General features: G+C 62.7%; 23 protein-coding genes. 15 read left to right on the top strand and 8 right to left on the bottom strand.

Going from position 1 to position 24,730, the window contains the following annotated elements:
• Nucleotides 1-13 precede the first annotated feature (13 nt).
• From neuC to AC1Q6P_RS02980, 6 genes are all read right to left on the bottom strand, one after another.
• Complete coding sequence (neuC, locus tag AC1Q6P_RS03005) at nt 14-1,183, bottom strand: UDP-N-acetylglucosamine 2-epimerase (RefSeq protein WP_492662974.1); 1,170 nt, start codon at nt 1,181-1,183, stop codon at nt 14-16.
• A gap of 2 nt (nt 1,184-1,185) precedes the next feature.
• Nucleotides 1,186-2,334: a LegC family aminotransferase gene (locus tag AC1Q6P_RS03000; RefSeq protein ID WP_492662973.1), complete on the bottom strand. Its 1,149-nt coding sequence runs from the start codon at nt 2,332-2,334 to the stop codon at nt 1,186-1,188.
• 8 nt (nt 2,335-2,342) lie between these two features.
• Complete coding sequence (locus AC1Q6P_RS02995) at nt 2,343-3,323, bottom strand: NAD-dependent 4,6-dehydratase LegB (RefSeq protein ID WP_492662972.1); 981 nt, start codon at nt 3,321-3,323, stop codon at nt 2,343-2,345.
• 15 nt (nt 3,324-3,338) lie between these two features.
• Entirely contained in the window at nt 3,339-3,704 is a 366-nt protein-coding gene (locus AC1Q6P_RS02990) for a MarR family EPS-associated transcriptional regulator (RefSeq protein ID WP_492662971.1), read from the bottom strand.
• 99 nt (nt 3,705-3,803) lie between these two features.
• Complete coding sequence (locus AC1Q6P_RS02985; protein WP_492662970.1) at nt 3,804-5,021, bottom strand: Wzz/FepE/Etk N-terminal domain-containing protein; 1,218 nt, start codon at nt 5,019-5,021, stop codon at nt 3,804-3,806.
• Between the two features lie 4 nt (nt 5,022-5,025).
• Nucleotides 5,026-6,981 carry an SLBB domain-containing protein gene (locus tag AC1Q6P_RS02980; protein WP_492662969.1) on the bottom strand — a complete coding sequence of 652 codons (1,956 nt, stop codon included), beginning with the start codon at nt 6,979-6,981 and terminating at the stop codon, nt 5,026-5,028.
• 128 nt (nt 6,982-7,109) lie between these two features.
• Between AC1Q6P_RS02980 and AC1Q6P_RS02975 the strand changes: the two genes are divergently transcribed.
• Both AC1Q6P_RS02975 and AC1Q6P_RS02970 read left to right on the top strand, forming a co-directional pair.
• Nucleotides 7,110-8,258: an MraY family glycosyltransferase gene (locus AC1Q6P_RS02975; protein WP_492662968.1), complete on the top strand. Its 1,149-nt coding sequence runs from the start codon at nt 7,110-7,112 to the stop codon at nt 8,256-8,258.
• Nucleotides 8,259-8,285: 27 nt separating this feature from the next.
• Nucleotides 8,286-9,782, top strand: a complete 1,497-nt coding sequence (locus AC1Q6P_RS02970) for a DEAD/DEAH box helicase (RefSeq protein WP_492662967.1) — start codon at nt 8,286-8,288, stop codon at nt 9,780-9,782.
• Nucleotides 9,783-9,903: 121 nt separating this feature from the next.
• Here AC1Q6P_RS02970 and AC1Q6P_RS02965 read toward each other — a convergent pair whose 3' ends face one another.
• Together AC1Q6P_RS02965 and AC1Q6P_RS02960 are read right to left on the bottom strand one after the other, a co-directional pair.
• A complete protein-coding gene (locus AC1Q6P_RS02965; RefSeq protein WP_492662966.1) occupies nt 9,904-10,686 on the bottom strand; it encodes an SAM-dependent methyltransferase in 783 nt (260 codons plus the stop codon).
• On the bottom strand, nt 10,683-11,327 hold the full coding sequence (locus AC1Q6P_RS02960) for a Maf family nucleotide pyrophosphatase (RefSeq protein WP_492662965.1): 645 nt from the start codon (nt 11,325-11,327) through the stop codon (nt 10,683-10,685). The genes AC1Q6P_RS02965 and AC1Q6P_RS02960 overlap by 4 nt, the downstream gene beginning before the upstream one ends.
• 79 nt (nt 11,328-11,406) lie before the next feature.
• Here AC1Q6P_RS02960 and AC1Q6P_RS02955 point away from each other — a divergent pair, with 79 nt between their 5' ends.
• The 13 genes from AC1Q6P_RS02955 to AC1Q6P_RS02895 all read left to right on the top strand — a co-directional run bounded on the left by AC1Q6P_RS02955 (nt 11,407) and on the right by AC1Q6P_RS02895 (nt 24,682).
• Complete coding sequence (locus AC1Q6P_RS02955; RefSeq protein ID WP_492662964.1) at nt 11,407-11,967, top strand: YceD family protein; 561 nt, start codon at nt 11,407-11,409, stop codon at nt 11,965-11,967.
• 317 nt (nt 11,968-12,284) lie between these two features.
• The gene (gene rpmF / locus AC1Q6P_RS02950) at nt 12,285-12,467 is read left to right on the top strand and encodes a 50S ribosomal protein L32 (RefSeq protein ID WP_009552540.1); all 183 of its coding nucleotides are present in this window, start codon (nt 12,285-12,287) and stop codon (nt 12,465-12,467) included.
• A gap of 335 nt (nt 12,468-12,802) precedes the next feature.
• Nucleotides 12,803-13,900 (top strand): phosphate acyltransferase PlsX, encoded by a 1,098-nt coding sequence (gene plsX / locus AC1Q6P_RS02945; protein WP_492663039.1) that lies wholly within the window; start codon nt 12,803-12,805, stop codon nt 13,898-13,900.
• Between the two features lie 56 nt (nt 13,901-13,956).
• Entirely contained in the window at nt 13,957-14,940 is a 984-nt protein-coding gene (locus tag AC1Q6P_RS02940) for a beta-ketoacyl-ACP synthase III (protein ID WP_492662963.1), read from the top strand.
• Between the two features lie 79 nt (nt 14,941-15,019).
• Nucleotides 15,020-15,961: an ACP S-malonyltransferase gene (gene fabD, locus AC1Q6P_RS02935; protein ID WP_492662962.1), complete on the top strand. Its 942-nt coding sequence runs from the start codon at nt 15,020-15,022 to the stop codon at nt 15,959-15,961.
• A 43-nt stretch (nt 15,962-16,004) separates the two neighbouring features.
• Nucleotides 16,005-16,760 (top strand): 3-oxoacyl-ACP reductase FabG, encoded by a 756-nt coding sequence (gene fabG, locus AC1Q6P_RS02930; protein WP_492662961.1) that lies wholly within the window; start codon nt 16,005-16,007, stop codon nt 16,758-16,760.
• Nucleotides 16,761-16,913: 153 nt separating this feature from the next.
• Entirely contained in the window at nt 16,914-17,153 is a 240-nt protein-coding gene (acpP, locus tag AC1Q6P_RS02925) for an acyl carrier protein (RefSeq protein WP_102767677.1), read from the top strand.
• Nucleotides 17,154-17,196: 43 nt separating this feature from the next.
• Nucleotides 17,197-18,441, top strand: coding sequence for a beta-ketoacyl-ACP synthase II (gene fabF / locus AC1Q6P_RS02920; protein ID WP_102767676.1), 1,245 nt, complete (start codon nt 17,197-17,199; stop codon nt 18,439-18,441).
• A gap of 55 nt (nt 18,442-18,496) precedes the next feature.
• Nucleotides 18,497-19,042, top strand: a complete 546-nt coding sequence (locus AC1Q6P_RS02915) for a hypothetical protein (RefSeq protein ID WP_492662960.1) — start codon at nt 18,497-18,499, stop codon at nt 19,040-19,042.
• A gap of 289 nt (nt 19,043-19,331) precedes the next feature.
• Nucleotides 19,332-20,804, top strand: a complete 1,473-nt coding sequence (locus tag AC1Q6P_RS02910) for a DegQ family serine endoprotease (RefSeq protein ID WP_492662959.1) — start codon at nt 19,332-19,334, stop codon at nt 20,802-20,804.
• Nucleotides 20,805-21,370: 566 nt separating this feature from the next.
• Nucleotides 21,371-23,179, top strand: coding sequence for a translation elongation factor 4 (gene lepA, locus AC1Q6P_RS02905; RefSeq protein WP_102767673.1), 1,809 nt, complete (start codon nt 21,371-21,373; stop codon nt 23,177-23,179).
• A 55-nt stretch (nt 23,180-23,234) separates the two neighbouring features.
• Nucleotides 23,235-24,209 carry a signal peptidase I gene (lepB, locus tag AC1Q6P_RS02900; protein WP_492662958.1) on the top strand — a complete coding sequence of 325 codons (975 nt, stop codon included), beginning with the start codon at nt 23,235-23,237 and terminating at the stop codon, nt 24,207-24,209.
• A 74-nt stretch (nt 24,210-24,283) separates the two neighbouring features.
• Nucleotides 24,284-24,682 (top strand): DUF4845 domain-containing protein, encoded by a 399-nt coding sequence (locus tag AC1Q6P_RS02895; protein WP_171825639.1) that lies wholly within the window; start codon nt 24,284-24,286, stop codon nt 24,680-24,682.
• Nucleotides 24,683-24,730: the final 48 nt, after the last annotated feature.

Here is a 24,730-nt window from a genome sequence, read left to right as displayed (position 1 = left end):
GGTTGGTGAAAAGTCATGCCACTGCAGTGCAGCAGCGATCGACGAAGGGTTTTGCGCGCACCGTGATGTCAATCGTTGCCAACTGGTCAATGATGCGTTTGGCGGCGCCCGGCCTGCCGTAGGGTGATTCGCGTCGCGCGGCGATCGCTCGATGGGATGCGGAGAGCGCGGTGTCCAGTGCTTGCCGGATCTCCGCCGTACTCTCGCCGCAATGAAGGACTGAGGGCGCGCGCAGGCGGCCTTGCTGACGAGTGCCGATGTCTACCGTGGGAACCCCTACTGCGGGCGCCTCCAGCAAACCGCTGGAAGAGTTCCCGACTACAGCATCAACGTGATGCATCAGGCTCAAGTAGCGTCGCACTCCAAGAGACTCGACTAGCACTACCTGTCCTGGATGGTCATCAGCGAAAGCCTGCAGGCTTGAGCGGATCGCAGTCGCGCCAGGGTCTGCGTTGGTACCCGTGATGACAATGGAACCACTGTTGCTTGCCTCTAGCGCGAACAGCAGCGCCTGCATCGCAGCGAGGCCACTGTCGTTCTCTAGTGTGACCGGATGATAAGTGACCAAGAAGGTCGGGGCCCGCAGTGGCAAGCCGAGGAATGCTTCAAGTTCGTCCTTTGGCAAGGGATCAAGCGCAGCGATGTTATCCATCGCTGGCGCGCCGAAATTCCAGACGCGTGCAGGCGCTTCACCCATTTGCCGGATGCGTTCGGCATATGGCTCGGCGGCGGCGAAATGCCAGTGGGACAGCTTTGTGACCGCGTGGCGGATGGATTCGTCGATCGCCCCTTCGGTGGCTTCGCCGCCGTGGATGTGGGCGATTGGTACGCTGGCGAGCACTGCTGCCTGCGCCGCCGCTAGCAACTCGTAGCGGTCGCCGAGCAGAACCAGTACGTCAGGCTTGAGACGGACTAGCGCGCTTGCCATGCCAGACAGCACTTGCGCTGCGGCCAGCGCAGCACCTTCCGCACCGTCTGCAGTGACCGTCATATCAACGCGCGCGTCGATTGGAAAGCCGTCGGCGACGATCTCATGCCAGGTGGCACCGTGGGCCTCCGACAGGTGCGTGCCCGATGCGATCACCTGGAGTGTCAGACCCGGGCGCGACGTGACTTCCGCCATCAGCGGACGGAGCAGCCCGTACTCGGCGCGGGTGCTTGTGAAGAACGCAATGCGCCGCAAGGTTAGGCTCCAGTTGGTAGCACGCTGCTTGGCAGGTTGACAACACGCGCCTCTAGCCAATGCGCGTTCTCAAGTGGACCGCTTAACGACTTTGCGTGCGCGGGGAGTCGTGTCATCAGCGCCCAAATCGGGCGCGTCATCACACCGGCATCATTGGTGGCCTTCAGCAGCGCGTCGCGCTGATCGGGGCTCTCGCAGATCACGCCGTTAAGCCAGTAGTTGGAACGGCAGTGCTCGGGTTCGACGATGGGTTGCAGGTCGGTGTTCTTGAAGAACTCGATGTAGCGCTGAGCCAGATCGCGCTTGGATTCCAGGAATGCCGGAAGTTGCTCCAGCTGCGCGCAACCCAATGCCGCGTTGAGGTTGGGCATGCGGTAGTTGTAGCCAACCTCGTCGTGGAAGAACTCATACGGGTGCGGGATCTTGGCGGTTGTCGTCAGATGCTTTGCGCGCTTGCCCAGTTCCTCGTTTGCCAGCACCATGCCTCCGCCACCAGTGGTCATGATTTTGTTGCCGTTGAAGCTAAGCACGCCGATGCGGCCGAACGTTCCGGTGTGGCGCCCCTTGTAGAAACTACCCAGTGATTCGGCCGCGTCCTCGATGAGCAGCAGGCGCCAGCGCGCGCAGACCTCGACCAGCATGTCCAGGTCGACAGGATGGCCGAAGGTGTGCATGGGAACGCAGGCGCGGATTCGGCGGTGTCCATCGCGGGTGCGGCAGACGCCAGCATCGTCGATCAGCGCATGCTCCTGCAGCCAGGCCTCCAGCGCCGACGGCGACAGGCCCATCGTGCCGCGGTCCACGTCGATGAACAGCGGCTGCGCGCCGCAGTAGGCGATCGCGTTGCAGGTAGCCACGAAGGTCAGCGACTGCGTCACCACCAGGTCGTCGCGCTCGACGCCCGCCAGCACCAGCGAGATGTGCAGCGCCGCCGTCCCGTTCATCACCGCCACGGCGCGCGGACTGCCGCAGAACGCGGCTGCATCGCGTTCGAAACGGTCCACGTACGCGCCCACGCTGGACACGAAGGTCGACTCGATCGTGTCGAGCACCAGCTCGCGCTCACGCCCGCGGAAGACCGGCGCGTGCAGCGGAATGAACTCGTTCGTCGCGTATTGCTCGCGCACGAAACTGACCAGGCGGTCGTACATCGCGGACCTCAGACGTTGTAGATGTGGGCCTTGTACTTGGCAAGGTTGGCCGGCTGCGTCATCCAGTCGATGGTGCGCTGCAGACCGTCGCGGATGTCATGGCGCGGCTCGAAGCCGGTCAGCCCGCGGATGCGCGTGTTGTCGCACCACAGGCGGAAGACCTCGGACTTCTCCGGCCGGAGGCGTTGGTCGTCGGTTATGAACTCGACATCGCTGCCCATCAGCTCCTTGATCAGGTTCAGCGTGTCGCCGACCGAGATCTCGAAGTTGGAGCCGATGTTCACCGTCTCGCCGATCGCTTCCTTGCAGCGCGCCAGCTCCAGGAATCCGCGGCAGGTGTCGGCCACGTAGTTGAAGTCGCGCGTTGGCGTGGTGTCGCCCAGCTTGATCTGCTTCATGCCCGAGGCGATCTGCGTGATGATCGTCGGGATCACCGCTCGTGCCGACTGGCGTGGGCCGTAGGTGTTGAACGGACGCGCGATCGTCAGCGGCAGGTTGAACGCGTTGAAGTAGCTCATCGCCATCGCGTCAGCGCCGATTTTCGATGCGCTGTACGGCGATTGCGGCTGCAGCGGATGCTTCTCGTCGATGGGCACGTAGCGGGCGGTGCCGTAGACCTCGCTGGTGGAGGTGTGGATCACGCGCTGCACGCCGTTGTCCAGCGCAGCCTGGCAGATGTTGAGCGTGCCCTTGACGTTGGTGTCAACGTAGCTGTCAGGTGCCACATACGAGTAGGGGATCGCGATCAGCGCCGCCAGGTGGAACACCGTGTCCACATCCTGCGTGACCTTACGGCAGAAATGCGGGTCGCGCACGTCGCCGCTGATGATCTCGACGTCCTTTGCACAGTCGATGTCGTCAAGCCAGCCCCAGTAGTTGAAGGAGTTGTACTGGCTCAGTGCCCTGACTTGGAAACCATCGCGGACCAAAAGTTCGACCAAATGTGAGCCGATGAATCCATCGGCGCCAGTCACGAGGACTCGCTTCATATTGCTACCTTCAATTTAGGAAACTTCAGTGGTGTGTATGCCGTGATCAGGCGGCTGTGCCGAGCTCTTTAGCTCATGGCGCGCCTGATCGATCATCAGGCGCAAGGCTTCGAACTCTGCCTCTTTGCGTTCCAGAAATGCTTTCGCCAAACTGACTTTTGCGCTCACACCGCTAGGCGTTAGCAGATAGGCGTATGCCCATTTGTTGTCCGCACGCTTGAAGTTGTTGACCTTGACCCAGCCCTTATCAATCACGGCACGCAAGCAAAAATTAACTTTGCCTACGCTCATGCCCATCCGGGCTGCCAAGTCGCGTTGATTGGTGCTGCCGAGCTCCTCGATCCTGCGGAGTAGCTCGTAGTCGATGTCATCGCCTTGCATGCGCATCCTATCAAGTCATTCGTTCAGTTCGTGAACGGACCAGGACTGTACCATGCACATGGGCCGCAGGCGGTTGAAGGAGTTTTGTCAGCCTTTTGATCAGCGGCCAGTCCAGGCTTGTTCTAAGCGCGCGAACTTTTCGGAGTTCTCAGGGCGGGCTTTGCTTTCTCGCCAGAAATGCCTAATGAGTAGGCCTATGGTCAAGATGAGGAATGCTGCAAATGTGGTGGCGACGGCTATCGATGCTCGTTTTGGTTTGCTTTTGTGCTCAGGCGGCGTGGCTGGATCGACGACCTGGATCAGTGCCCCCTCGCGGCTTTCGTCCAACCGAGCCATTTCAAACTGTTTGGAAAACAACTCGAACAGAGTTTCCTGATACTTGTATTCTCGGTAGCGGCCGATGTAGTCCGAATCGCTTTTCATATCGATAGTTGCGCCTTCGAGTTTTGATAGCTGGGCGCGTAGCGCGCCTAACAGCGTTGCTTGCTGTTGGAGTTCGGGGGCGGTTTCGGCCAAGCTACGTCGCATGGTTTGCAGCTTAATCTCTGCCGCGGTGGCCTGGGCCTTGAGGGTGGCATAGCCTTCGGCGGCAGCCTTGGGCTCGGCCTTCAATGCGCCAGGGTTGAATCCGCTTCTTTGCAGGATTTGTTGAGCCTCAATAAGTTTGATTTGGGTTCGCTTCAGCTCACCTTCAAAGAAGGCGCGGCGTTGCTGAGCCTCGGTCAATGCGAGTTCTGAAGTTAAGCGCCGCAATTCGGAGACGTGCATATTGGCCATATCGGCGGCCATTTGGGGGTTCTTGGCATCGACCTCGACCGTGATCAAGCCGTCCTTTTTCCCCAAAGAAATCCGCACATTCTTTTCGAGCGTGTTGCGGGCTTCAAAGCGAAATTTGGATTTGTACTCGTCCATGAGCTTGAAACGGTCGACGATGCGATCTTCGACATTGTTGCTTTGCATCAGGGCGACGTACTGGTCAGCCGGGCTTTTGATTCCAGCCATGCCGCCCGCTAAGCCGGACAGGGCGCCCAGCGAGGCCAAGGCTGATGCGGCTGAGCTTTGTTGCTGCTGGGGCGGCAAAAACGTGGTCTTTGCGGTATAGGTCGGTGCTATAAGGTAACTGCCACCCAAGGCAAATGCGCCAGCAGCGATGGGGGCTACAACCAGCAATCGCCAGCGTGCTGCCAAGATGGTCAAGAGGTTCAGCAAGTCGATGCCGTTGTCATTGTCTTGTGGGTCACGAAGGGCAAGATGGTCTTGCGATGTTGAATTGTTTTGGCTCACGCGCAGCGACTCCGCAGTTTCAGCTTGATTCAAGCAATCAGTTTTTGATGGTTTTCAGTGCCGCAGCACCCAAGCCGAACTGATAAAGGATCTGTGTCCAGTCCTTGGCTTCTTGCATGAATGTGGTTTTGTTCATTTCTTCCGGTACGAAGACGGTGTCTCCGGGAAGGGCGGTTACGCCATCAAGTGCGCCGCCGGCAAGCAGCCAACCTGATTTCTGGCGTGCGCTCACCACGCTACCATTGGCGCGCAAGACAAAGATGCTGTTGGTGTCAGCGCCTCTCGTTGGTCCGCCTGCGAGTTTCAGGAAGTCGTTGATGGAACTTCCGTCGCTGAATAGATAGCTGCCACCGTTGAATACGCTGCCAAAGACTCCGATGGTTTTGGGTATTGCGGGTATCAGCAGACGGTCGCCGTCTTCTACGGCTAAATCTGGCAACGTTTTGGAGGATGGGTTCAGTTGCAGAACAATTCGGCCTGTAGGTTTGATCGATCGCAGGCGTTGAATCAGCAGGTTGGTTCCCTGTGTTTTGGCTGCTTGTGCGGAGGCTTCTTCCGAATTCGCGGTGCGCTGAGAAGAGGTGCTGCGAGCGAACTCAGTCTCCATATCGCGAAGGGCCCGTTCATAGTTTTCCTGTTGGGAAAGCCGGGTGCTTTCTCGGCTGAATTCAGTGCCAAAAACATACGCGTCAGGTGTTAAGCCACCGGCCGCTCGAATTGCGTCAGCAAGGCTGCTGTTGGCTGGGAGTATGAATTCTCCGGGGCGCTGGACTTCGCCTTCGATCTTGACCCGTTTGCTTTGCTTGTGTTGGGGCAGAGAGGCGTCAACGGCACTGAAAGCACGCAAGAGGTCGCCGTCGCGAGGCTTTAGCTTGGCTTGCTGCGGCAAGCTCAACTCGCTGATGCGTGTGTCATTGCGGGTATCCAGATGTTCTACCGTGAAGCGGCTGCGGTCAGCCACGGCTGTGAAGCCGCCGGCCATGGCCAGCACGTCCTCCAATGTGTCTTGCGGCTTCAGTTCAAAGATGGCGGGCTTGTTGACACTACCGACGAGGGCTACTTGTGGCCCGACGGCGCCGATGTGGATCACATCATCGGCTTGCAGGGGGCGGTCGGCAGATTTGTCGCCCTTGATCAGCAAGTCGTAAAAATCAAAGCTGCTGATCGTTTTGCTGCTTCGGCGCAGTTCGATCTGGCGGAAGCTGCCTGCAGCAGTGGGGCCGCCAGCTTGCATCAGTGCGTTGACCAAGGTCGACAGGCTGCTTACTGTGTATGCGCCGGGGCGTTTGGTGAAGCCGGTGACGTAGATGCGAATGCTGCGCAGCTTGCCAAGCGAGGCGCTGAGTTTGTAGTTCTTGAAGACTTGGCTGACCCTTTGGTCGATGGCTGCCGCAAGGTCGGCGTAACGCAGGCCTGCAACCATAACCGGTCCGACTCGCGGGAGGGTGATGCGGCCGCTCCGGTCTACGTTGAGTCGCAGGTCGGCCTCAACCGATCCCCACAAAGTCACCAAGACTTCATCTCCCACACTGATCACATAGTCTTGCGGGATTTGGGCGCTGGCTTCTTGGAGTCCATTCGAGGAATGTCCATGCTCCATCAGTTCGCTGCCAAATCTGCGTACCAATGCCTCGGCACCGACATTGCGCTGCACATAGCGCTCAAACTCACTGGGAACGTAGATTTCGGCTGGCTTGGCTAAGAGTCGGGAATCAGGCGAACCTGTTAGTTTGTCTTGATCCGAGCTGAGGGGGGCATAGCTTGTTGGCCCCTGCAATCGGATTGGCGCCCCATCTGCGGTCTGCGATTGAGCTTGTGTTTGAGCCTGAGCTTGAGTCGCAAATGCTCCCAAAAGTGCACTTTGGGCTACTGCTGCGACGATCGCCCCGTGCTTCAAGCCGCGGCTGCAACGAGCGTTCAGTATGGTTTTGGGGAGTCTGTCGCTGCGGTCGGTCTTTGTATTGTGTTTGTCTTGCGACTCAAAAAATGTCATGGCCTGCTCGCAAAAGGTGCATTCATTGACCGTCCAGGGGCATCCCAGTTCCGGCGTCGCGGGATTCTAGCCGTCCACTCGGCAGACTAATTGGAGGGCAAGAATCGTGGCTCGTTACACTCTGAACCATGCTCTATTTGCTCTGCTCCTTTTTGGTGGCCACTCTGGTCACCCTCTGGATCGTCCATTCCTCCAGCCTGCATGCTCATCTCTCTGCTGACGGTGATCTGGACGGCCCTCAGAAGTTCCATGTGAAGGTTGTGCCCCGCATCGGTGGGGTCGGCATGTACTTGGGATTGTTGGTGACCGCTGCCCTGGTGTGGTGGCGAGGCTCCGATCATGCGCATTTGGGATTGATGCTGCTGCTGTGCGGCTTGCCTGCTTTCGCGGCGGGTCTGATTGAGGACTTCACCAAGAAGGTGTCGCCGGGCAAGCGACTGTTGGCGACGGCCATTTCGGCGACGATCGCGTTTTATTTGATCAACGCCCAGATCACGCGGACCGACATCCCGGGATTGGATTGGTTGGTTGGTTTTTCCGTCGGGGCTTTGGTGGCCACCGTGTTGACGGTGTCGGGCGTGGCCAATGCTGTCAACATCATTGACGGCTTCAACGGTTTGTCGTCGATGTGCGTGAGCCTGATGTTGCTGACCTTTGCGTATGTGGCGCTGCAGGTCGGTGACGTGGAGTTGACCCTGTGGTCGCTGGCGGGCGTCGGGGCGGTGCTGGGCTTTTTTGTCTGGAACTTTCCGGCCGGGCTGATCTTTCTTGGCGATGGCGGGGCCTATTTCCTGGGCTTCTTTGTGGCCGAAATTGGGGTGCTGCTGATCGCCCGTCACCCCGAGGTGTCGCCGCTGTTTGCGCTGATGGTCTGCATTTACCCGGTGTTCGAGACCCTGTTCTCGATCTACCGCCGTCGTTTCATCCGGGCCACGCCGCCGGGGCTGCCGGATGGCATCCATTTGCATTCGCTGATTTATCGCCGCCTGATGCGCTGGACGGTGGGGGCGCGTGATGCCCGTGCGATGACGCGTCGCAACTCGATGACGGCGCCTTATCTTTGGATGCTGTGCCTGTCGTCCCTGGTGCCGGCGGTGTTCTTCTGGGATTCGACGGCCATGCTCGCGCTGTGCATGCTGCTCTTTGGTTTGACCTATGTGGCGCTGTATTGGCGCATCGTGCGTTTCCGTACGCCCTCGTGGCTCGTGTTTCGAGGCGACGTGATGGGGCGTGCGCCGCATGACTCCAAATCGGCGTCAGGCCCGAAATCGCAGTAAAAGCCCTGCATCAGGGATAATGGTGGGATGACCGAACCCCAAATCATCGAATCCGCCACCCCTGATCCCACGCCGGCTCGCTTCGACACCCTCCCGCTCGACGCCAAGCTTTTGCGTGCCGTGGCCGACTCTGGCTACGCGTTGATGACGCCGATCCAGGCCAAGGCGATTCCGATCGTTCTGGAGGGTCGCGATGTGATGGGTGCCGCGCAGACCGGCACCGGCAAGACGGCTGCTTTCTCCATCCCTCTGCTGCAGCGCATGCTGAAGCATGCAAACGCCAGCGCTTCGCCGGCTCGCCATCCGGTGCGCGCCCTCGTGCTGGCGCCCACGCGTGAGTTGGCCGATCAGGTGGCCAACAACATCAAGGCCTACGCCAAGCACACCAATCTGCGTGTGACCTGCGTGTTTGGCGGCATCGACATGAAGCCGCAGACCTTGGTGCTCAAGGGCGGCGTGGAAGTCTTGATCGCCACGCCCGGGCGATTGCTGGATCACATCGAAGCCAAGAACTGCGTGCTCAACCAAGTCGAGTATGTGGTGCTGGACGAGGCCGACCGCATGCTGGACATCGGCTTCCTGCCCGATCTGCAGCGCATCCTGAGCTTCCTGCCCAAGACCCGCCAGACCTTGCTGTTCTCGGCCACCTTCTCGCCCGAGATCAAGCGTCTGTCGCAAAGCTATCTGCAAGACCCGGTCTTGGTCGAAGTGGCGCGCCCCAACGCCACGGCCAAGAACGTGGAGCAGCTGTTCTACAGCGTCACCGATGACGACAAGCGCGCCGTGGTGCGCCAGATCCTGCGCCGGCGTGAAATCAAACAGGCGATTGTGTTCGTCAACTCCAAGCTGGGTGCGGCCCGTCTTGCGCGTTCTTTCGAACGCGATGGCTTGCGCACGGCGGCCTTGCATGGCGACAAGTCGCAGGACGAGCGCCTGAAGTCGCTCGAGGCCTTCAAGCGTGGTGAAGTCGACCTGCTGGTCGCCACCGACGTGGCTGCGCGTGGCCTGGATATTGCCGATCTGCCCGCGGTCTTCAATTTCGACGTGCCCTTCAATGCCGAAGATTACGTTCACCGCATTGGCCGCACCGGCCGCGCGGGTGCGTCCGGCGTGGCGGTGACGCTGGTGACCCGAGCCGATGCGCGACTGGTGGCGGACATTGAAAAACTGGTCAAGCGCACCTTGGACCTGCAGGCTTTTGAGTTGCAGGATGAGCGTGGCTCGCGCCCCGCTCGATTCGAGGGTGCCGAGCGCTCGGAGCGTCCGGCCCGCCCGCGTCGTGAGGAGTCTTTCTCTGACGCAGCCCCCGCTGCAGCGGCGCCCCGTCCGGCCTACCGTCCACCGGCCGCGCCGCGCGATGCCTTCTTCTACAAGCCCTACGAAGCCAGTCAGCGCGACGAGCCTCCAGCCTGGGACAAGGGCGCTGCTGCAGCGCCGCGCAGCGTGTCCAGCAATATCAAGCCCAAGAAGAAGGTGGCGGCCTTGTTCGGTGCCAAGGCACCGGCGGCTTCGCTGGAGTCTTGAGGGCACGCGCGTCTTGCGCGGCTCGGCCGGCTGGCAAAGCGGGCTGAGTTTCAAGTGAAAAGACGGCGCCCATGAGGCGCCGTTTTCTTGGGCGTGCTAGCGGCAGCCCTGACTGCCCGGCTCAGGCCAGGATGGCGAACACCGCAGGCACCTTGTCCGGCAAGCCCTCGCCGGAGCTGCGCCAATCGGCCACGCTGGCGCTGCGGGTCCAGCCCTGGGCCAGGCTCAGGCCACAGCTGATGGACAGGCGGGTCTGTGGCCGCAGATGGCTCAACAGGGCGTGTAGCAGAGCGGAGTTGCGGTACGGTGTTTCGATCATCAGCTGGGTCTGCTGCTGCCGGCCGGACAGGGCTTCCAGCTCCTTGATGCGCGCGGCGCGCGCTGGTGCTTCCACGGGCAGGTAGCCGACAAACGCAAAACTCTGGCCATTCAGGCCGCTGGCCGACAGGGCCATCAGCAGGGAGCTCGGGCCGCTCAGCGGCAGCACCTCGATGTCGGCATCGTGCGCGGCGGCCACCAGCAGGGCGCCGGGGTCGGCCACGGCCGGAAGGCCGGCTTCTGAAATCAGGCCCATGTCATGCCCGGCCAGCGCGGGCGCCAACAGGGCGTGCCAGGCCTGGTTTTGATTGACCAGATCGCCGCCCCGGCCTTTGGGCGGGCGTGGCAGCTCCTTGATTTCCAGGCTCTGCAGGGGCTGCGCCAGCGGGCAGACCTCGTCCACGCGCTTCAAAAACGCACGGCTGGTCTTGGCGCTTTCGGCGGCCCAGTGGCCGAGGCGTGCGGCGGTGGCAATCACCTGCTGCGGCAAGACTTCGTTGAGCGGCACCGCCGCGCCCTCGACGCCGAAGTCCAGGGTGTTGGGGATCAGATAAAGGCGGCCCTTCTTGTTGCTGTGGGCGCTCATTTGCTGACTCCGCCTGCCAGGCTGTGGGCGAGGGCTTGCAGGGGATCCAGGCCCGCAGCGCGGAGCAGGGTGCTGGTGCGGATCAGTGGCAGGCCGATCAGCGCGGTGGGGTCGTCCGATTCGATGGCGGACAGCAGGCTGATACCCAGCCCCTCCGACTTGGCGCTGCCGGCGCAGTCGTAGGGCTGCTCGGCGCGCAGATAGGTCTCAATCTCGGTGTCGCTGAGTTCGCGAAAGCGCACGCGCACCGGGGCCAGGTCTTGCTGGGCAAAACTGCTTGCCTCGCAGACCACGGCCACGCCGGTTTGAAAAATGATGCTGTGGCCGCTCATGCGGCGCAGTTGCTCGACGGCGCGCTCGTGCCTGCCTGGCTTGCCGATGGGGCTGCCGTTCAGGTCGGCAACCTGGTCGGAGCCGATCACGATGGCCTCGGGGTGAAGTCGGGCCACGGCGTGTGCCTTGGCGAGAGACAGGCGCGCAGCCAGTGCCGCGGGTGCTTCGCCGGGAAGCGGGGTTTCATCCACCTCGGGAGACTGCACGGCAAAAGGCAGGCGCAGTCGCTCCAGAAGTTCACGCCGGTAGCGCGAGGTGGAGGCGAGGATCAGAGGGCGGGGTGCCGGGGTGGCAGAGGGTGTGTGCATTGCTGGATTTTCGCATTGGCGGCTGGACTTCGCGTTTCAGCTGCCCGGCTTGCAAGGCCGGCCTCGTACACTTGCGGCCATGAAAGCGCATGAATTTGACTCACGAAAATTGGACGTTCCGGCCTTTGCCCGGGATGCGGGCAGCCTGCAGGGCGAGTGGCCGGCCGCGCAGCTGAGCCGCCTGGCCGATGTGGCGGCGCCCGAGACGCCGGTGGCGGCCTGGCCTGCGGTGCAGTGGTCCTTGCAAGGTGAGCGCCGGGAGCTTAGTGGCGGTGCTGTTGAAACCTGGTTGCACCTGGAGGCCTCGGCCGAAGTGAGCATGACCTGCCAGCGCTGCCTGCAGCCGGTGCAGGAATCGATGAGCCTGGAGCGCTCCTATCGCTTTGTGCGCGATGAGCAGGAGGCGGCCGAGCAGGACATCGAGAGCGAAGAGGAGCTGCTGGTGCTGACGCGCAATCTTGACGTGCAGGAATTGGTGGAGGATGAATTGCTCTTGTCGCTCCCCTTGGTGCCGCGTCACGAACAATGCCCGAAGCCCCTGGAAGTGCCGGCAGGCGTGGCGGAGTTGAGCGAAGAAGAAGTGGCCTCGTCCGAGCGCCCCAATCCCTTTGCGGCCCTGGTTGCATTGAAGAAAAAATGATGGAGCGGGCCGGCGGCCGAGTGCTTCCGCCAGCGGCGATTGTGGGCTCGGATTTGAGTCTTGGCGCCAACGGTGCTACAATCGCGGGCTTTCCCCGGTCCGAGAATCAAAGTAGCGTGCCGTGAGTGCGGGCCAGCTTGGCCGCAGTGCTTGCAAACCGCTGGCGCATGGTGCGCTTGATGCTCGCGACGCTTGTGTACACAGCAATCGCGGCGCCCGGGGTGTGCAGGTCGCTGGTCTGCGTGGAGAGCTGGAGCGAACCGCTTCAGCAAATCCAGACCGCCGCGCCTCAATCACCGGAGCCTTAGGAGAATTTCATGGCCGTTCAGCAAAACAAGAAGTCGCCTTCCAAGCGTGGCATGCACCGTTCGCACAATGCCCTGGTCACCCCGGGTACTGCCATCGAGCCGACCACCGGCGAAGTGCATCTGCGTCACCACATCAGCCCCACCGGCTTCTACCGCGGCCGCAAGGTCCTGAAGACCAAGGCTGACGCCTGATCGATTTCGACTGACGCGCCCGCCTCAGGCGGCGCGTTGATCTCACGATCTGCTGTGATCACGAATTCCCGGCCTGTGCCTTGTTGCAGCGCCGGGTTTTTGTGTTTTCTGTGGGCTCTGTTGCGCGGTGTTTCCACCGTTGGCAAGAGGCCGCATGGCCTGACATATTGGCTTGATCCACTCGGGTGTGCGCGCGCGAAGGCGCTGCACGGCCTGAGTTTTCGTGTCCGGCCGTTTTTCTCTGGCCGGCTTTCACCTGGGTTGCTGTGATGTCTTCTGTCGATTCCCGTCTGCCCGCCCAGCCCGCGGTGTCCGTGGCCGAGCCTTTGGCCCGGGTGCGTCTGGCTGTCGATTGCATGGGTGGCGACCATGGGCCGTCCATCACCTTGCCGGCCTGTGAGGCCTTCCTCGCCAAGCATCCGCAAGCCGAGCTGCTGCTGGTGGGCCTGCCCGATGCGCTGGCTGCGGCCGCCCAATGGCCGCGCTGCCGCATCGTGCCCGCCAGTGAAGTGGTGACCATGGACGACCCGGTCGAGGTGGCGCTGCGCCGCAAGAAGGATTCGTCCATGCGGGTGGCCATCAGCCAGCTCAAGTCGGCCGACGGCGGCTTGCCGCTGGCCGATGCCTGTGTGTCGGCCGGCAACACCGGCGCCCTGATGGCGGTCTCGCGCTATCTGCTCAAGACCCTGGATGGCATCGATCGCCCGGCCATTGCCTCGGTCATGCCCAACCAGCTCGGTGGCTACACCACCATGCTGGACCTGGGCGCCAATGTCGATTGCTCGGCCGAGCATCTGCTGCAGTTCGCGCTGATGGGCAGCGCCCTGGTCGCGGCTGTGGATGGCAAGCCCGAGCCGCGTGTCGGCCTGCTCAATATTGGTGAAGAGGTCATCAAGGGCAGCGAAACCATCAAGCGCGCGGGTGAGTTGCTGCGCGCGGCGGCAGCTGCTGGTCAGCTGAATTTCCACGGCAATGTGGAAGGCAATGACATCTTCAAGGGTACGGTCGACCTGGTTGTGTGCGATGGTTTTGTCGGTAACGTCGCGCTCAAGACGGCCGAAGGCCTGGCCACCATGATCATCACCATCATCCGCGAGGAGTTCGGTCGCAGCTGGATCAGCAAGGCGACCGCCGCTCTGGCGATGCCGGTGCTCAAGCGCTTCAAAGGTCGCGTCGACCATCGCCGCTTCAACGGTGCAGCCCTGCTGGGCCTGCGTGGCCTGGTGTTCAAGAGCCATGGCTCGGCCGACGCCTTCGCTTTCGAGAACGCTTTGAACCGGGCGTATGATGCCGCCCGCAACCGGTTGCTCGACCGGGTACACGATCGCATCATTGCCACGCTGCAAGCCACGCCCGGCACCACGGCCGGCGCCGAGGGGCTCGCGGTGGGCGACTCAGGAGACAAGGCGGCCCCGGTCGCCCAAGCTGCATGACCACCATCCCCAGCGCCACGAACACCCCCGCATCTGCTCCCTCGCCTTCGACGGCCATGCCTTCTGCGCGCTACGCCCGCATCATCGGCACCGGCAGCTACCTGCCGCCACTGCGACTGAGCAATGCTGAGCTGGCTGCTCAGCTGGCCGCCGATGGCATCGAGACCTCGGATGAATGGATCGTCGAGCGCACCGGCATCCATGCCCGCCATTTCGCCGCCGAAGGCGTGACGGCCAGCGACCTGGCCTTGGCCGCTGCGCAAGCCGCCATTGTCGCGGCCGGCATTGCGGCCGATGAGATCGATCTCATCATCGTCGCCACTTCGACGCCGGACATGGTCTTCCCCTCGACCGCCTGCCTGCTGCAGCACAAGCTGGGCATCGCCGGCGGTGCGGCATTCGATGTGCAGGCGGTCTGCTCCGGCTTTGTCTACGCGCTGACGGTGGCGGATTCGATGATCCGCACCGGTGCGGCCAGCAAGGCCCTGGTTGTGGGTGCCGAGGTGTTCTCGCGCATCCTCGATTTCAAGGACCGCACCACCTGTGTGCTGTTTGGCGATGGCGCCGGTGCTGTGGTGCTGGGCGCCAGCGACACGCCGGGCATCCTGGCCACCGAGCTGCATGCCGATGGCAAGCATTCGGGCATTCTTTGCGTGCCCGGCCATGTCTCGGGCGGCAAGGTCAGCGGCGACCCGCTGCTGAAGATGGACGGCCAGGCCGTGTTCAAGCTGGCCGTCGGCGTGCTGGAAAAAGTGGCCCGCTCGGTGCTGGAGAAAGCCGGCCGCAGCGAGGATGACATCGATTGGCTGATTCCTCATCAAGCCAATATCCGCATCATGCAAGGCACGGCCAAGAAGCTGAAGCTGCCGCTGGACAAGGTGGTGGTCACCGTGGATCAGCACGGCAACACCTCGGCGGCGTCGATCCCGCTGGCCCTCGATGTGGCGGTGCGAGACGGCCGCGTCAAGGCCGGCGATACCGTGATGCTGGAAGGCGTGGGGGGCGGCTTCACCTGGGGTGCCGTGCTGCTGGATTTCTGATTCCGCAGGCCGCGCTTCACGGCTTTTGCCTCCGCTGCAATTCCGAGTTACTTCATCTCCAATTCTTCGACACACGATCATGAGCGCAAAGTTCGCATTCGTCTTTCCGGGCCAAGGCTCGCAAACCGTGGGCATGCTGGACGCCTGGGGCGATCACCCTGAGGTGGCTCGCACCCTGGCCGAGGCATCCGAGGCCCTGGGCGAAGACATCGGCGCCCTGATCAAGGCCGGCCCGAAAGAGCAGCTGGACCTGACCACCAACACCCAGCCCGTGATGCTGACGGCCGGCATTGCCTGCTACCGCGCCTGGGTGGCTGAAACCGGCTTGCTGCCGGCGGCTGCGGCCGGCCACTCGCTGGGCGAGTACACCGCCCTGGTGGCGGCCGGTGCGCTGACGCTGGCCGAGGCCCTGCCTCTGGTGCGATTCCGTGCCCAAGCCATGCAAGAAGCCGTGCCGGTGGGCGTGGGCGCCATGGCGGCCATCCTGGGTCTGGACAGCGCGGCCGTGATCGAGGGTTGTGCCGCCGCGGCGGCCGCCACCGGTGAGGCCGTGGAGGCTGCCAATTTCAATGACCCCAAGCAGACCGTGATTGCCGGTACCAAGGCCGGGGTCGACAAGGCCTGTGAGTTGCTCAAGGCCGCGGGCGCCAAGCGCGCGCTGCTGCTGCCGGTGTCGGCGCCGTTCCACTCGAGCCTGATGAAGCCGGCGGCGCTGGCGCTGCAAGGGCGTCTGGCCACGACCGAGTTCGCGGCGCTGCAGTTCCCGGTGATCAACAACATCGATGTGGCCGCAGTTGGCGATGCCGTCGGCCTGCGCGATGCGCTGTACCGCCAGGCTTTCGGCCCGGTGCGCTGGGTCGAAGTGGTGCAGGCGCTGAAGGCGCAGGGCATCCAGCATGTGCTGGAGTGCGGCCCGGGCAAGGTCCTGGCCGGCCTGGCCAAGCGTGTCGATGCCGAACTGATCAGCGCCACCGTGCTGGACCCGGCCAGCCTGGCCGAGGCACGCGCACTGCTGGGCTGAGCATCGCCCCGTCTGCACCTTCCAACGAAACCGCAAGAAGATCATGACTGACACGACGACAAGCAGCAGCACCCCCCAAGTGGCCCTGGTCACCGGCGCCAGCCGCGGCATCGGCCGCTCCATCGCCCTGACCCTGGCCGAGCAGGGCTACAAGGTCATCGGCACCGCCACCAGCGAATCCGGCGCTGCCGCCATCGGCGAAGCCTTGGCTGCGCTGGGGGGCTCTGGCCTGGTCCTCAATGTCAATGACGCGGCCGCGGTTGAAGCGGCCGTGGACGGCATCGTCAAAGCCCATGGCGGCCTGCATGTGCTGGTCAACAATGCCGGCATCACCCGCGACACCCTGGCCATGCGCATGAAGGATGACGATTGGGATGCCGTGCTGGACACCAATCTGAAGGCCGTGTTCCGCATGAGCCGCGCCGTCATGCGCACCATGATGAAACAGCGTTATGGCCGCATCATCAGCATCACCTCGGTGGTTGGTGCCTCGGGCAATCCGGGCCAGGCCAATTACGCGGCGGCCAAGGCCGGCGTGGCCGGCATGACGCGCTCGCTGGCGCGCGAGCTGGGTAGTCGCGGCATCACCGTCAACTGCGTGGCGCCTGGTTTCATCGCCACCGACATGACCGAAGTGCTTCCCGAGGCGCAGAAGGCCGCGCTGCTGGCGCAGATCCCGGTGGGCCGCCTGGGCGAGCCGCGGGAAATTGCGGAGGCTGTTGCCTTCCTCGCGTCACCGAAGGCAGCCTACATTACCGGCAGTGAACTGCATGTCAACGGCGGCATGTTCATGAACTGACAGATTTGAGATGGCGGCAGTTCCGCCGCCATCCACCGGATTTGCCCGGCCGGTGAAGGTTCTCTGATGTGCCGCAATGCCTTGTTTTAGGCGCGACTCCCTAGAGGCCTTAGAATCCCGGGCTGTTCCTAGCAAACCCCTCCTGGAGGAGTCATGAGCGATATCGAAGCACGTGTCAAGAAAATCATCGCCGAGCAACTCGGCGTGCCTGAGTCCGATGTGACCAACGAAAAGGCCTTCGTGGCCGACCTGGGCGCCGACTCGCTCGACACCGTGGAATTGGTGATGGCACTCGAAGACGAGTTCGGCATCGAAATCCCCGATGAAGAAGCCGAGAAGATCACCAGCGTTCAGCTGGCGATTGACTACGCCGTCAAGCACCAAAAGGCCTGAGTCTTCAGCGCTTGAGCCTTTGTTCAACTGATTTCCGTACCGCATGAGCCGTCGTCGCGTCGTAGTTACCGGACTTGGTCTGATCAGCCCCGTGGGAAACACGGTTGCTGAAGGCTGGGCCAACATCCTGGCCGGTCAGTCCGGTATTGACCGCATCACCCGCTTTGATCCGTCGGCCTTTGCCTGTCAGTTCGCCGGTGAAGTGAAGGGCTTCGATGTGGCGGACTACATGTCCACCAAAGAAGCGCGGACCATGGACACCTTCATCCATTACGGATTGGCGGCGTCCATTCAAGCGGTGCGCGATGCCGGTCTGCCGACCGGCGATCAGTTGAGTGAAGAGCAGGCTGAGCGCATCGGCGTGCTGGTGGGTTCGGGCATCGGCGGCTTGCCGCTGATCGAAGAAACCCACAGCGAGTACGTTGCGCGCGGCCCGCGTCGCATTTCCCCCTTCTTTGTGCCGGCCTCGATCATCAACATGATCTCGGGCCATGTCTCGATCAAGTTCGGCTTCCAAGGCCCGAACCTGGCCATCGTGACCGCTTGCACCACCGGCTTGCATGCCATCGGTCAAGCTGCGCGGCTCATTGAATACGGCGATGCCGACGTGATGATCGCCGGCGGCGCGGAATCCACCGTGTCGCCCTTGGGCATCGGAGGCTTTGCCTCGGCGCGGGCACTGTCCACGCGCAACGACGATCCCAAGACTGCTTCCCGACCCTGGGACAAGGACCGCGACGGTTTTGTGCTGGGTGAGGGCGGCGGTGTGCTGGTGCTGGAAGAGTACGAGCATGCCAAGAAGCGTGGCGCCAAGATCTATGCCGAGCTGTCCGGCTTTGGCATGGGTGCTGACGCGTACCACATGACCGCGCCCAATGTGGACGGTCCCAAGCGGTCGATGCGTGCGGCCCTGCGCAACGCAGGCCTGAACGCTGACCAAGTGCAATACATGAACGCCCACGGCACCTCCACGCCGTTGGGTGATGTGAACGAGACGAACGCCATCAAGCTGGCCTTCGGCGACCATGCCAAGAATCTGGTGGTCAGCTCGACCAAGTCCATGACCGGGCATTTGCTCGGCGGGGCCGGTGGTATCGAGTCGGTGTTCACGGTGCTGGCGGTTCACCACCAGGTGGCGCCGCCAACCATCAACATCTTCAACCAGGATCCCGAGTGCGACCTGGACTACTGCGCCAACGAAGCGCGGCAGATGAAGATCGAGTACGCCGCCAAGAACAATTTCGGTTTCGGCGGCACCAACGGCACGCTGATCTTCAAGCGGGTCTGATCGCCGGCGGCGCCAGCTGCCTTGTTGTTTCAAAGCCGAACCTGAGCCTGCTGCGATGAACGCCACCTCGCGTCACGCAGCGCCGCTCCGGGTTGAGGTGCTTCCACAGCCAGCCTTGCAGCTGGCTGTGTCGTTTCTGGCCCTGCTGGCTGCGGCCTCGCTGCTGGCGGCGTTGGTCGCGCACCAGCAGGCGTCCGCGTGGCATTCGGTTTGGGTCTTGCCTCTGTGCGCCGCCCTCGGCTGGCGAGTGGCGCGTGTGCGGCCGCGCCTGTTGCTGTGGGATGGCCAGAGCTGGCGCTTGCACGAGCGCGAGGCCTCGGGGGCGCCGCGTGACCCGGCTGTGGAACTGAGACTGGCCGCGGTCTTTGATTTCGACGACTGGCTGCTTCTGCGGGCGCAGCGTGTGGGTGCTGCAGTACCTCGGCTGCAGCGACTGCGCTGGCATTGGGTGCCGCTCTATCTGCCGCTGAGCCGGCGCCGGCAGCCGGGAGTGTGGGGCACATTGCGGGCGACCCTGTTTGCCGCTCGCGCCAGCCAGGACGGGCAGGGCGCACGCGGGGCGCAGGATCAGCCCCCTGGAGGCGCAGGTCCTGCGACCTGAGGTGCGGCGGCCGCTGATTCCGGGGTGACTTTCGCAAGCTGGCTTGGGCCGCTGCCATCATCAATTGCAGCCGGTCGAGGCTGGCGCGCCATGCCGTGCTTGCTGGCAGTGGCGGCTTGTCCGCCCGCTTGTCCGATCGCAGCACACGCTGCATTTGTTTACCTGTTCTTTGCATTCGTCCACCCTTGAAATCAAGGCGCCTGGTCCCAAAATCGCCAGCTGCTGTCTCAGGTTCAACGCCCTGGCCGCGTTGGTGGGTTTTTCTCTGGTGAACACTTCGAGTCCAACCATGTCCTTTCTGTCTCTTGCCCGTCCGTCCCTGTCGCGCTGGTCGCGAGCCTTGCTCTCTGCCGGCGCTTTGTCCCTGAGCCTCAGCCTGCTGCCCGATGTCGGCCATGCCCAGGCGCGCGAGCTGCCGGACTTCACCGAGCTGGTCGAGAAGGTCGGCCCGGCGGTGGTGAACATCCGCACCTCGGAGCGCCTCAAGGCCAATGCCCAGGGCATGCCCGAGATGGACGAGCAGATGCTGGAGTTCCTGCGCCGCTTCGGCATGCCCGCGCCCAACCAGCGCCGTGGTGCCCCACGCGGCGGCGGCGACAACGACGATGCACCGCAGCGCCGCGGCGTCGGCTCGGGCTTTGTGCTCAGCGCTGATGGCTATGTGATGACCAATGCCCATGTGGTTCAGGATGCCGACGAGGTCTACGTCACCCTGACTGACAAGCGCGAGTTCAAGGCCAAGCTGGTCGGCGCCGACCGCCGCACCGATGTGGCCGTGCTCAAGATCGAGGCGAGCGGCCTGCCGGCAGTGAAGATCGGCGATGTCGGCCGCCTCAAGGTTGGTGAATGGGTCATGGCCATCGGTTCGCCTTTTGGCTTCGACAACAGCGTCACTGCCGGCATCGTCAGCGCCAAGGCGCGCGACACCGGCGACTTCCTGCCCTTCATCCAGACCGATGTGGCCATCAACCCGGGCAACTCGGGCGGCCCGCTGTTGAACATGCGCGGCGAGGTGGTAGGCATCAACTCGCAGATCTACAGCCAGTCCGGCGGCTTCATGGGCATCTCCTTCTCGATCCCCATCGATGAGGCGATCCGCGTGTCCGAGCAGCTGCGCAGCCACGGCAAGGTGGTGCGCGGCTTCATCGGCGTGACGCTGGAAGATGTAAGCAAGGATGTGGCTGAGGCCATCGGCCTGGGCAAGCCGCATGGCGCCGTAATCCGCAGCGTGGTCGCGGGCGGCGCGGCCGACAAGGCCGGCATCGAAGGCGGCGATGTGATCACCAAGTTCGACGGCAAGACGATCGAGAAGGTCAGCGATCTGCGCCGCGTGGTGGCCGGCCTCAAGCCGAACAGCAAGGCCGTGGTCCAGGTGTTCCGCCGCGGTACCTACAAGGACCTCAACATCACCATCGCCGAGATGCCCAATGAAGAAGCACGTGCTTCGGCGGGCGTTGACGGTGATGGCAAGCCCTCTGCCGGTCCGGCCAGCGCCTTGGGTTTGCAGCTCGGTGAGTTGAGCGAGGCGCAAAAGCGCGAGCTCAAGCTCAAGTCGGGTGTTCGCGTGGAAGCGGCCATCGGCGTGGCCGCACGCGCGGGCCTGCGCGAGGGCGATGTCATCCTGTCGGTGGACAACACCGATGTCAGCAGCGTCAAGCAGGTGCAGGCGGTGCTGGCCAAGCTGGACAAGGCCAAGGTCATCAATTTGCTGGTGCGCCGCGGTGACCTGACCAGCTTTGTGCTGCTGCGTCCGGCTCGGTAATCCGGCCGGTTAATCCACGCTGGCGACAGTGCCAAGACCCGGTATGCCAGAGCGGGCTGCCGGGTCTTTTCATATGGCGGAAGCTGCTCACCTGCCGGGCCACGCGGCAGGGCAGGGTGGCGGATTTCGATTCCTGTCGCTGTCGGCTAGAATCCGGAGTTCGCCTGGCCTGTTTGCGGCCGGCGAAAGACGTAAACACGAGTCAAGCGTGACGAAAATGCCGGGCCGACGGAGGCGCAGGCGGGCGGGCTGCAAGGTTTTCAAAAACCATGCCAGCGCGCCTTGATAAGCCTGTGAATAAGTTGTGGACAAAATCCATGTTGGCGGGCCGCAACGACGGGCAATCCCGGCGGGGCGCGGTTTCCAGACAGGACCTTTTGGCTACAATGGAAGCCCAACAAGCAGTTGCCATACCTTTTGTTGGAAGGCGCGTCACCGTTTCGACGTGCCTTTTTTTTACCCGCCGTTCGGCCTTTGTGTGGCCATCACATCGCGCCGCGATTGAGAGCTTGCGCTGCCCGGGCTCCCGCCCTTTGTGACTCCAGCCCAGCTCAGTCTGTAAAAGCATGAACCACATCCGCAATTTCTCCATCATCGCCCACATCGACCACGGCAAGAGCACGCTGGCGGACCGCATCATTCAACGCTGTGGCGGTCTCTCGGACCGCGAGATGGAAGCGCAGGTGCTGGACTCGATGGACATCGAGCGCGAGCGCGGCATCACCATCAAGGCCCAGACCGCAGCCCTGCAGTACACGGCCAAGGACGGCAAGACCTACAACCTCAACCTGATCGACACGCCCGGGCATGTGGACTTCTCGTACGAAGTGAGCCGTTCGCTGTCGGCCTGCGAGGGCGCGCTGCTGGTGGTGGACGCCAGCCAGGGCGTGGAAGCACAGACCGTCGCCAACTGCTACACCGCGCTGGACCTCGGCGTGGAAGTGGTGCCGGTGCTGAACAAGATGGACTTGCCCAGCGCCGACCCGGACAACGCCAAGGCCGAGATCGAAGACGTGATCGGCATCGACGCCACCGACGCCATCCCCTGCAGCGCCAAGACCGGCATGGGCATCGATGAAATCATCGAGGCCGTGATCGCCCGCATCCCGCCGCCCAAGGGCGTGGTCGAGGCACCGCTGCGCGCCATGATCATCGACAGCTGGTTCGACAACTACGTCGGCGTGGTGATGCTGGTTCGCGTGGTGGACGGCACGTTGCGCAAGGGCGAGCGCATCCGCATGATGGCCACCAATGCCATCTACCCGGCCGAGCATCTGGGCGTGTTCTCGCCCAAGTCCGAGAAGCGCGATCAGCTCAATGCCGGTGAGGTGGGCTTTGTGATCGCCGGCATCAAGGAGCTGCAGGCCGCCAAGGTCGGCGACACCATCACGCTGGAAAAGAAGCTGCCCAACAATCTCGGCCCGGCCGAAGAGGCCTTGCCCGGCTTCAAGGAAATCCAGCCCCAGGTGTTTGCCGGTCTGTACCCGACCGAATCGAGCGAGTACGACCAGCTGCGCGATGCGCTCGAGAAGCTCAAGCTCAACGACTCTTCGCTGCGCTACGAACCCGAAGTCTCGCAGGCGCTGGGCTTCGGCTTCCGCTGCGGCTTCCTGGGCCTGCTGCATATGGAGATCGTGCAGGAGCGTCTGGAGCGTGAGTTCGACCAGGACCTGATCACCACCGCGCCCAGCGTGGTCTACGAGGTGGTGCTGGGGGATGGCACGGTGATCGAGGTGGAGAACCCCTCGAAGATGCCCGAGGTCGGCAAGATCGCCGAGATCCGCGAGCCCATCGTCACCGTGCACCTCTACATGCCGCAGGACTATGTCGGCCCGGTCATGACCCTGGCCAACCAGAAGCGCGGCACGCAGATCAATATGGCCTACCACGGCCGCCAGGTCATGCTGACCTATGAAATGCCGCTGGCCGAAATCGTGCTGGACTTCTTCGACAAGCTGAAGTCGGTCTCGCGCGGCTACGCCTCCATGGACTACGAGTTCAAGGAGTACCGCGCCTCCGATGTGGTCAAGGTCGACATCCTGATCAACGGCGACCGCGTCGATGCTCTGTCCATCATCGTCCACCGCGCGCAGAGCCAGTTCCGCGGCCGCGCCGTGGCGGCCAAGATGCGCGAGCAGATCCCGCGTCAGATGTACGACGTGGCGATCCAGGCTGCCATTGGCGCCAACATCATCGCCCGCGAGAACATCAAGGCGATGCGCAAGAACGTGCTGGCAAAATGCTACGGCGGCGACATCACCCGCAAGCGCAAGCTGCTCGAAAAGCAAAAGGCCGGCAAGAAACGCATGAAGCAGATCGGCTCCGTCGAGGTGCCTCAAGAGGCATTCCTGGCCATCCTGCAAGTGGACGACTGACCGCCGTCGCCCGGCCTTCTTTCTTCTCCCTTCCTCCCAACCAAGCGATCGATTGATGAGTGCTCTGACCGGAATTCTCTACGCGGCCCTGGTCGCTTACCTGGGCGGCTGGTACACCGGCTACTGGAGCGGCAACTTCTCCCTTCTGCTCTTCATCCTGACCGTGATCACGCTGGCCTACTGGCTGGCCGAGCGCTTTCATTTCCAGCCGGCCCGAGCTCGTGCCGCCCAGGCCCTGCTCGATGCCGATGCCCAGCGCCGCCAGACCCTGGCCGCCCAGGGCATCAGCCGTGTCGATGGGGATGTCGAGGCGGCGCGTCAGCAGATCCTGCAGCAGCCCTGGTGGATGGATTGGACTGCCGGCTTGTTCCCGGTCATCCTGGCCGTGTTCTTTCTGCGCTCTTTCTTGTTCGAGCCGTTCAAGATCCCCTCGGGTTCGATGGTGCCGACCCTGCTGGTTGGTGACTTGATCCTGGTGAACAAGTTCCACTACGGCGTGCGCCTGCCGGTGATCAACAAGAAGATCATCTCCAACAACGAGGTCAAGCGCGGCGACGTGATGGTGTTCCGCTGGCCGGTGGACACCAGCGTGGACTTCATCAAGCGCGTGGCGGCCATCCCCGGCGACGAGGTGGCCTATCTGAACCAGAAGCTCTACATCAACGGCAAGCCGACCGAAGTCCAACCCCAGGGTGACTTCTACGACGAGAGCTCGATGACCTACCGTCCGCGCTTCCTGGAGAAGCTGGGCGAGAAGGAGCATCAGATGCTGGTCAACCCACAGGCGCAGCCCATCTTCCAGCCCAACCGTCCGGATGGCCCGTTCCCCTACCAGGACCAGTGCAAATACACCATCGAAGGCGTGCGCTGCACGGTGCCGGCGGGTTACTACTACATGATCGGCGACAACCGCGACAACTCCGGGGACTCTCGCTTCTGGGGCTTTGTCCCCGATGAAAACATCGTCGGCCGGGCCTTCTTTGTTTGGATGAATTTCGGTAACCTCAAGCGCATTGGCCCCTTCCATTGAGGCGGCCTGAACGGCGGGGCTGCGGTCTCGCCCGGCAAAGATCCGGTTTGAAACTTCAGGGAGAGGACGTTTCGATGCTTCGTCGTCAGTCAAAGCCAGGCCAGCGTTGCCATTCGGGTGCCCAAGCGCGATCACAGCGCGGCATCAGCCTTCTGGGCCTGCTGTTCTGGGGTGTTCTGCTCGCCTTCGGTGGCGTGGTGATCGCCCGCGTCATCCCGACCGTGCTGGAGTTCTACACCATTCAACGTGTGGTCGATCGCATTGCTGCGGCCAACCCGGCCACCGTGCCGGCCGTGCGCGCCGAGTTCGAGCGCGCTCAGCAGGTTGAATACTCCATGGTCAGCATTTCCAGCCAGGATCTGGTGATCAGCAAGGACAACGAGAAGCTGCAGATCAGCTTCGCCTACGACAAGCAGGTCGATCTGGCCGGCCCTGTCTATCTCTTGATCAAGTACCAGGGCAAGTCCCGTTGATGGCGTTTTCGCCGCTTCGGTCGCTGGCGCCCGCATTTTCAACGTCTG

The sequence above is a fragment of the Roseateles sp. GW835-FHT13E02 genome (genome assembly GCF_058794035.1).
Note: the sequence above shows the minus strand (reverse complement) of the source record. Positions and strands in the feature narration are given on the sequence as shown.

Excerpts from the sequence above, each read along its gene's own strand:
- AC1Q6P_RS03000 (WP_492662973.1), bottom strand. The coding sequence starts at position 2,334 with ATGTACGACCGCCTGGTCAGTTTCGTGCGCGAGCAATACGCGACGAAC.
- AC1Q6P_RS02995 (WP_492662972.1), bottom strand. The coding sequence starts at position 3,323 with ATGAAGCGAGTCCTCGTGACTGGCGCCGATGGATTCATCGGCTCACAT.
- AC1Q6P_RS02990 (WP_492662971.1), bottom strand. The coding sequence starts at position 3,704 with ATGCAAGGCGATGACATCGACTACGAGCTACTCCGCAGGATCGAGGAG.
- AC1Q6P_RS02980 (WP_492662969.1), bottom strand. The coding sequence starts at position 6,981 with ATGACATTTTTTGAGTCGCAAGACAAACACAATACAAAGACCGACCGC.
- AC1Q6P_RS02975 (WP_492662968.1), top strand. The coding sequence starts at position 7,110 with ATGCTCTATTTGCTCTGCTCCTTTTTGGTGGCCACTCTGGTCACCCTC.
- AC1Q6P_RS02970 (WP_492662967.1), top strand. The coding sequence starts at position 8,286 with ATGACCGAACCCCAAATCATCGAATCCGCCACCCCTGATCCCACGCCG.
- AC1Q6P_RS02965 (WP_492662966.1), bottom strand. The coding sequence starts at position 10,686 with ATGAGCGCCCACAGCAACAAGAAGGGCCGCCTTTATCTGATCCCCAAC.
- AC1Q6P_RS02960 (WP_492662965.1), bottom strand. The coding sequence starts at position 11,327 with ATGCACACACCCTCTGCCACCCCGGCACCCCGCCCTCTGATCCTCGCC.
- AC1Q6P_RS02955 (WP_492662964.1), top strand. The coding sequence starts at position 11,407 with ATGAAAGCGCATGAATTTGACTCACGAAAATTGGACGTTCCGGCCTTT.
- rpmF (WP_009552540.1), top strand. The coding sequence starts at position 12,285 with ATGGCCGTTCAGCAAAACAAGAAGTCGCCTTCCAAGCGTGGCATGCAC.
- AC1Q6P_RS02940 (WP_492662963.1), top strand. The coding sequence starts at position 13,957 with ATGCCTTCTGCGCGCTACGCCCGCATCATCGGCACCGGCAGCTACCTG.
- fabD (WP_492662962.1), top strand. The coding sequence starts at position 15,020 with ATGAGCGCAAAGTTCGCATTCGTCTTTCCGGGCCAAGGCTCGCAAACC.
- fabG (WP_492662961.1), top strand. The coding sequence starts at position 16,005 with ATGACTGACACGACGACAAGCAGCAGCACCCCCCAAGTGGCCCTGGTC.
- acpP (WP_102767677.1), top strand. The coding sequence starts at position 16,914 with ATGAGCGATATCGAAGCACGTGTCAAGAAAATCATCGCCGAGCAACTC.
- fabF (WP_102767676.1), top strand. The coding sequence starts at position 17,197 with ATGAGCCGTCGTCGCGTCGTAGTTACCGGACTTGGTCTGATCAGCCCC.
- AC1Q6P_RS02915 (WP_492662960.1), top strand. The coding sequence starts at position 18,497 with ATGAACGCCACCTCGCGTCACGCAGCGCCGCTCCGGGTTGAGGTGCTT.
- AC1Q6P_RS02910 (WP_492662959.1), top strand. The coding sequence starts at position 19,332 with ATGTCCTTTCTGTCTCTTGCCCGTCCGTCCCTGTCGCGCTGGTCGCGA.
- lepA (WP_102767673.1), top strand. The coding sequence starts at position 21,371 with ATGAACCACATCCGCAATTTCTCCATCATCGCCCACATCGACCACGGC.
- lepB (WP_492662958.1), top strand. The coding sequence starts at position 23,235 with ATGAGTGCTCTGACCGGAATTCTCTACGCGGCCCTGGTCGCTTACCTG.
- AC1Q6P_RS02895 (WP_171825639.1), top strand. The coding sequence starts at position 24,284 with ATGCTTCGTCGTCAGTCAAAGCCAGGCCAGCGTTGCCATTCGGGTGCC.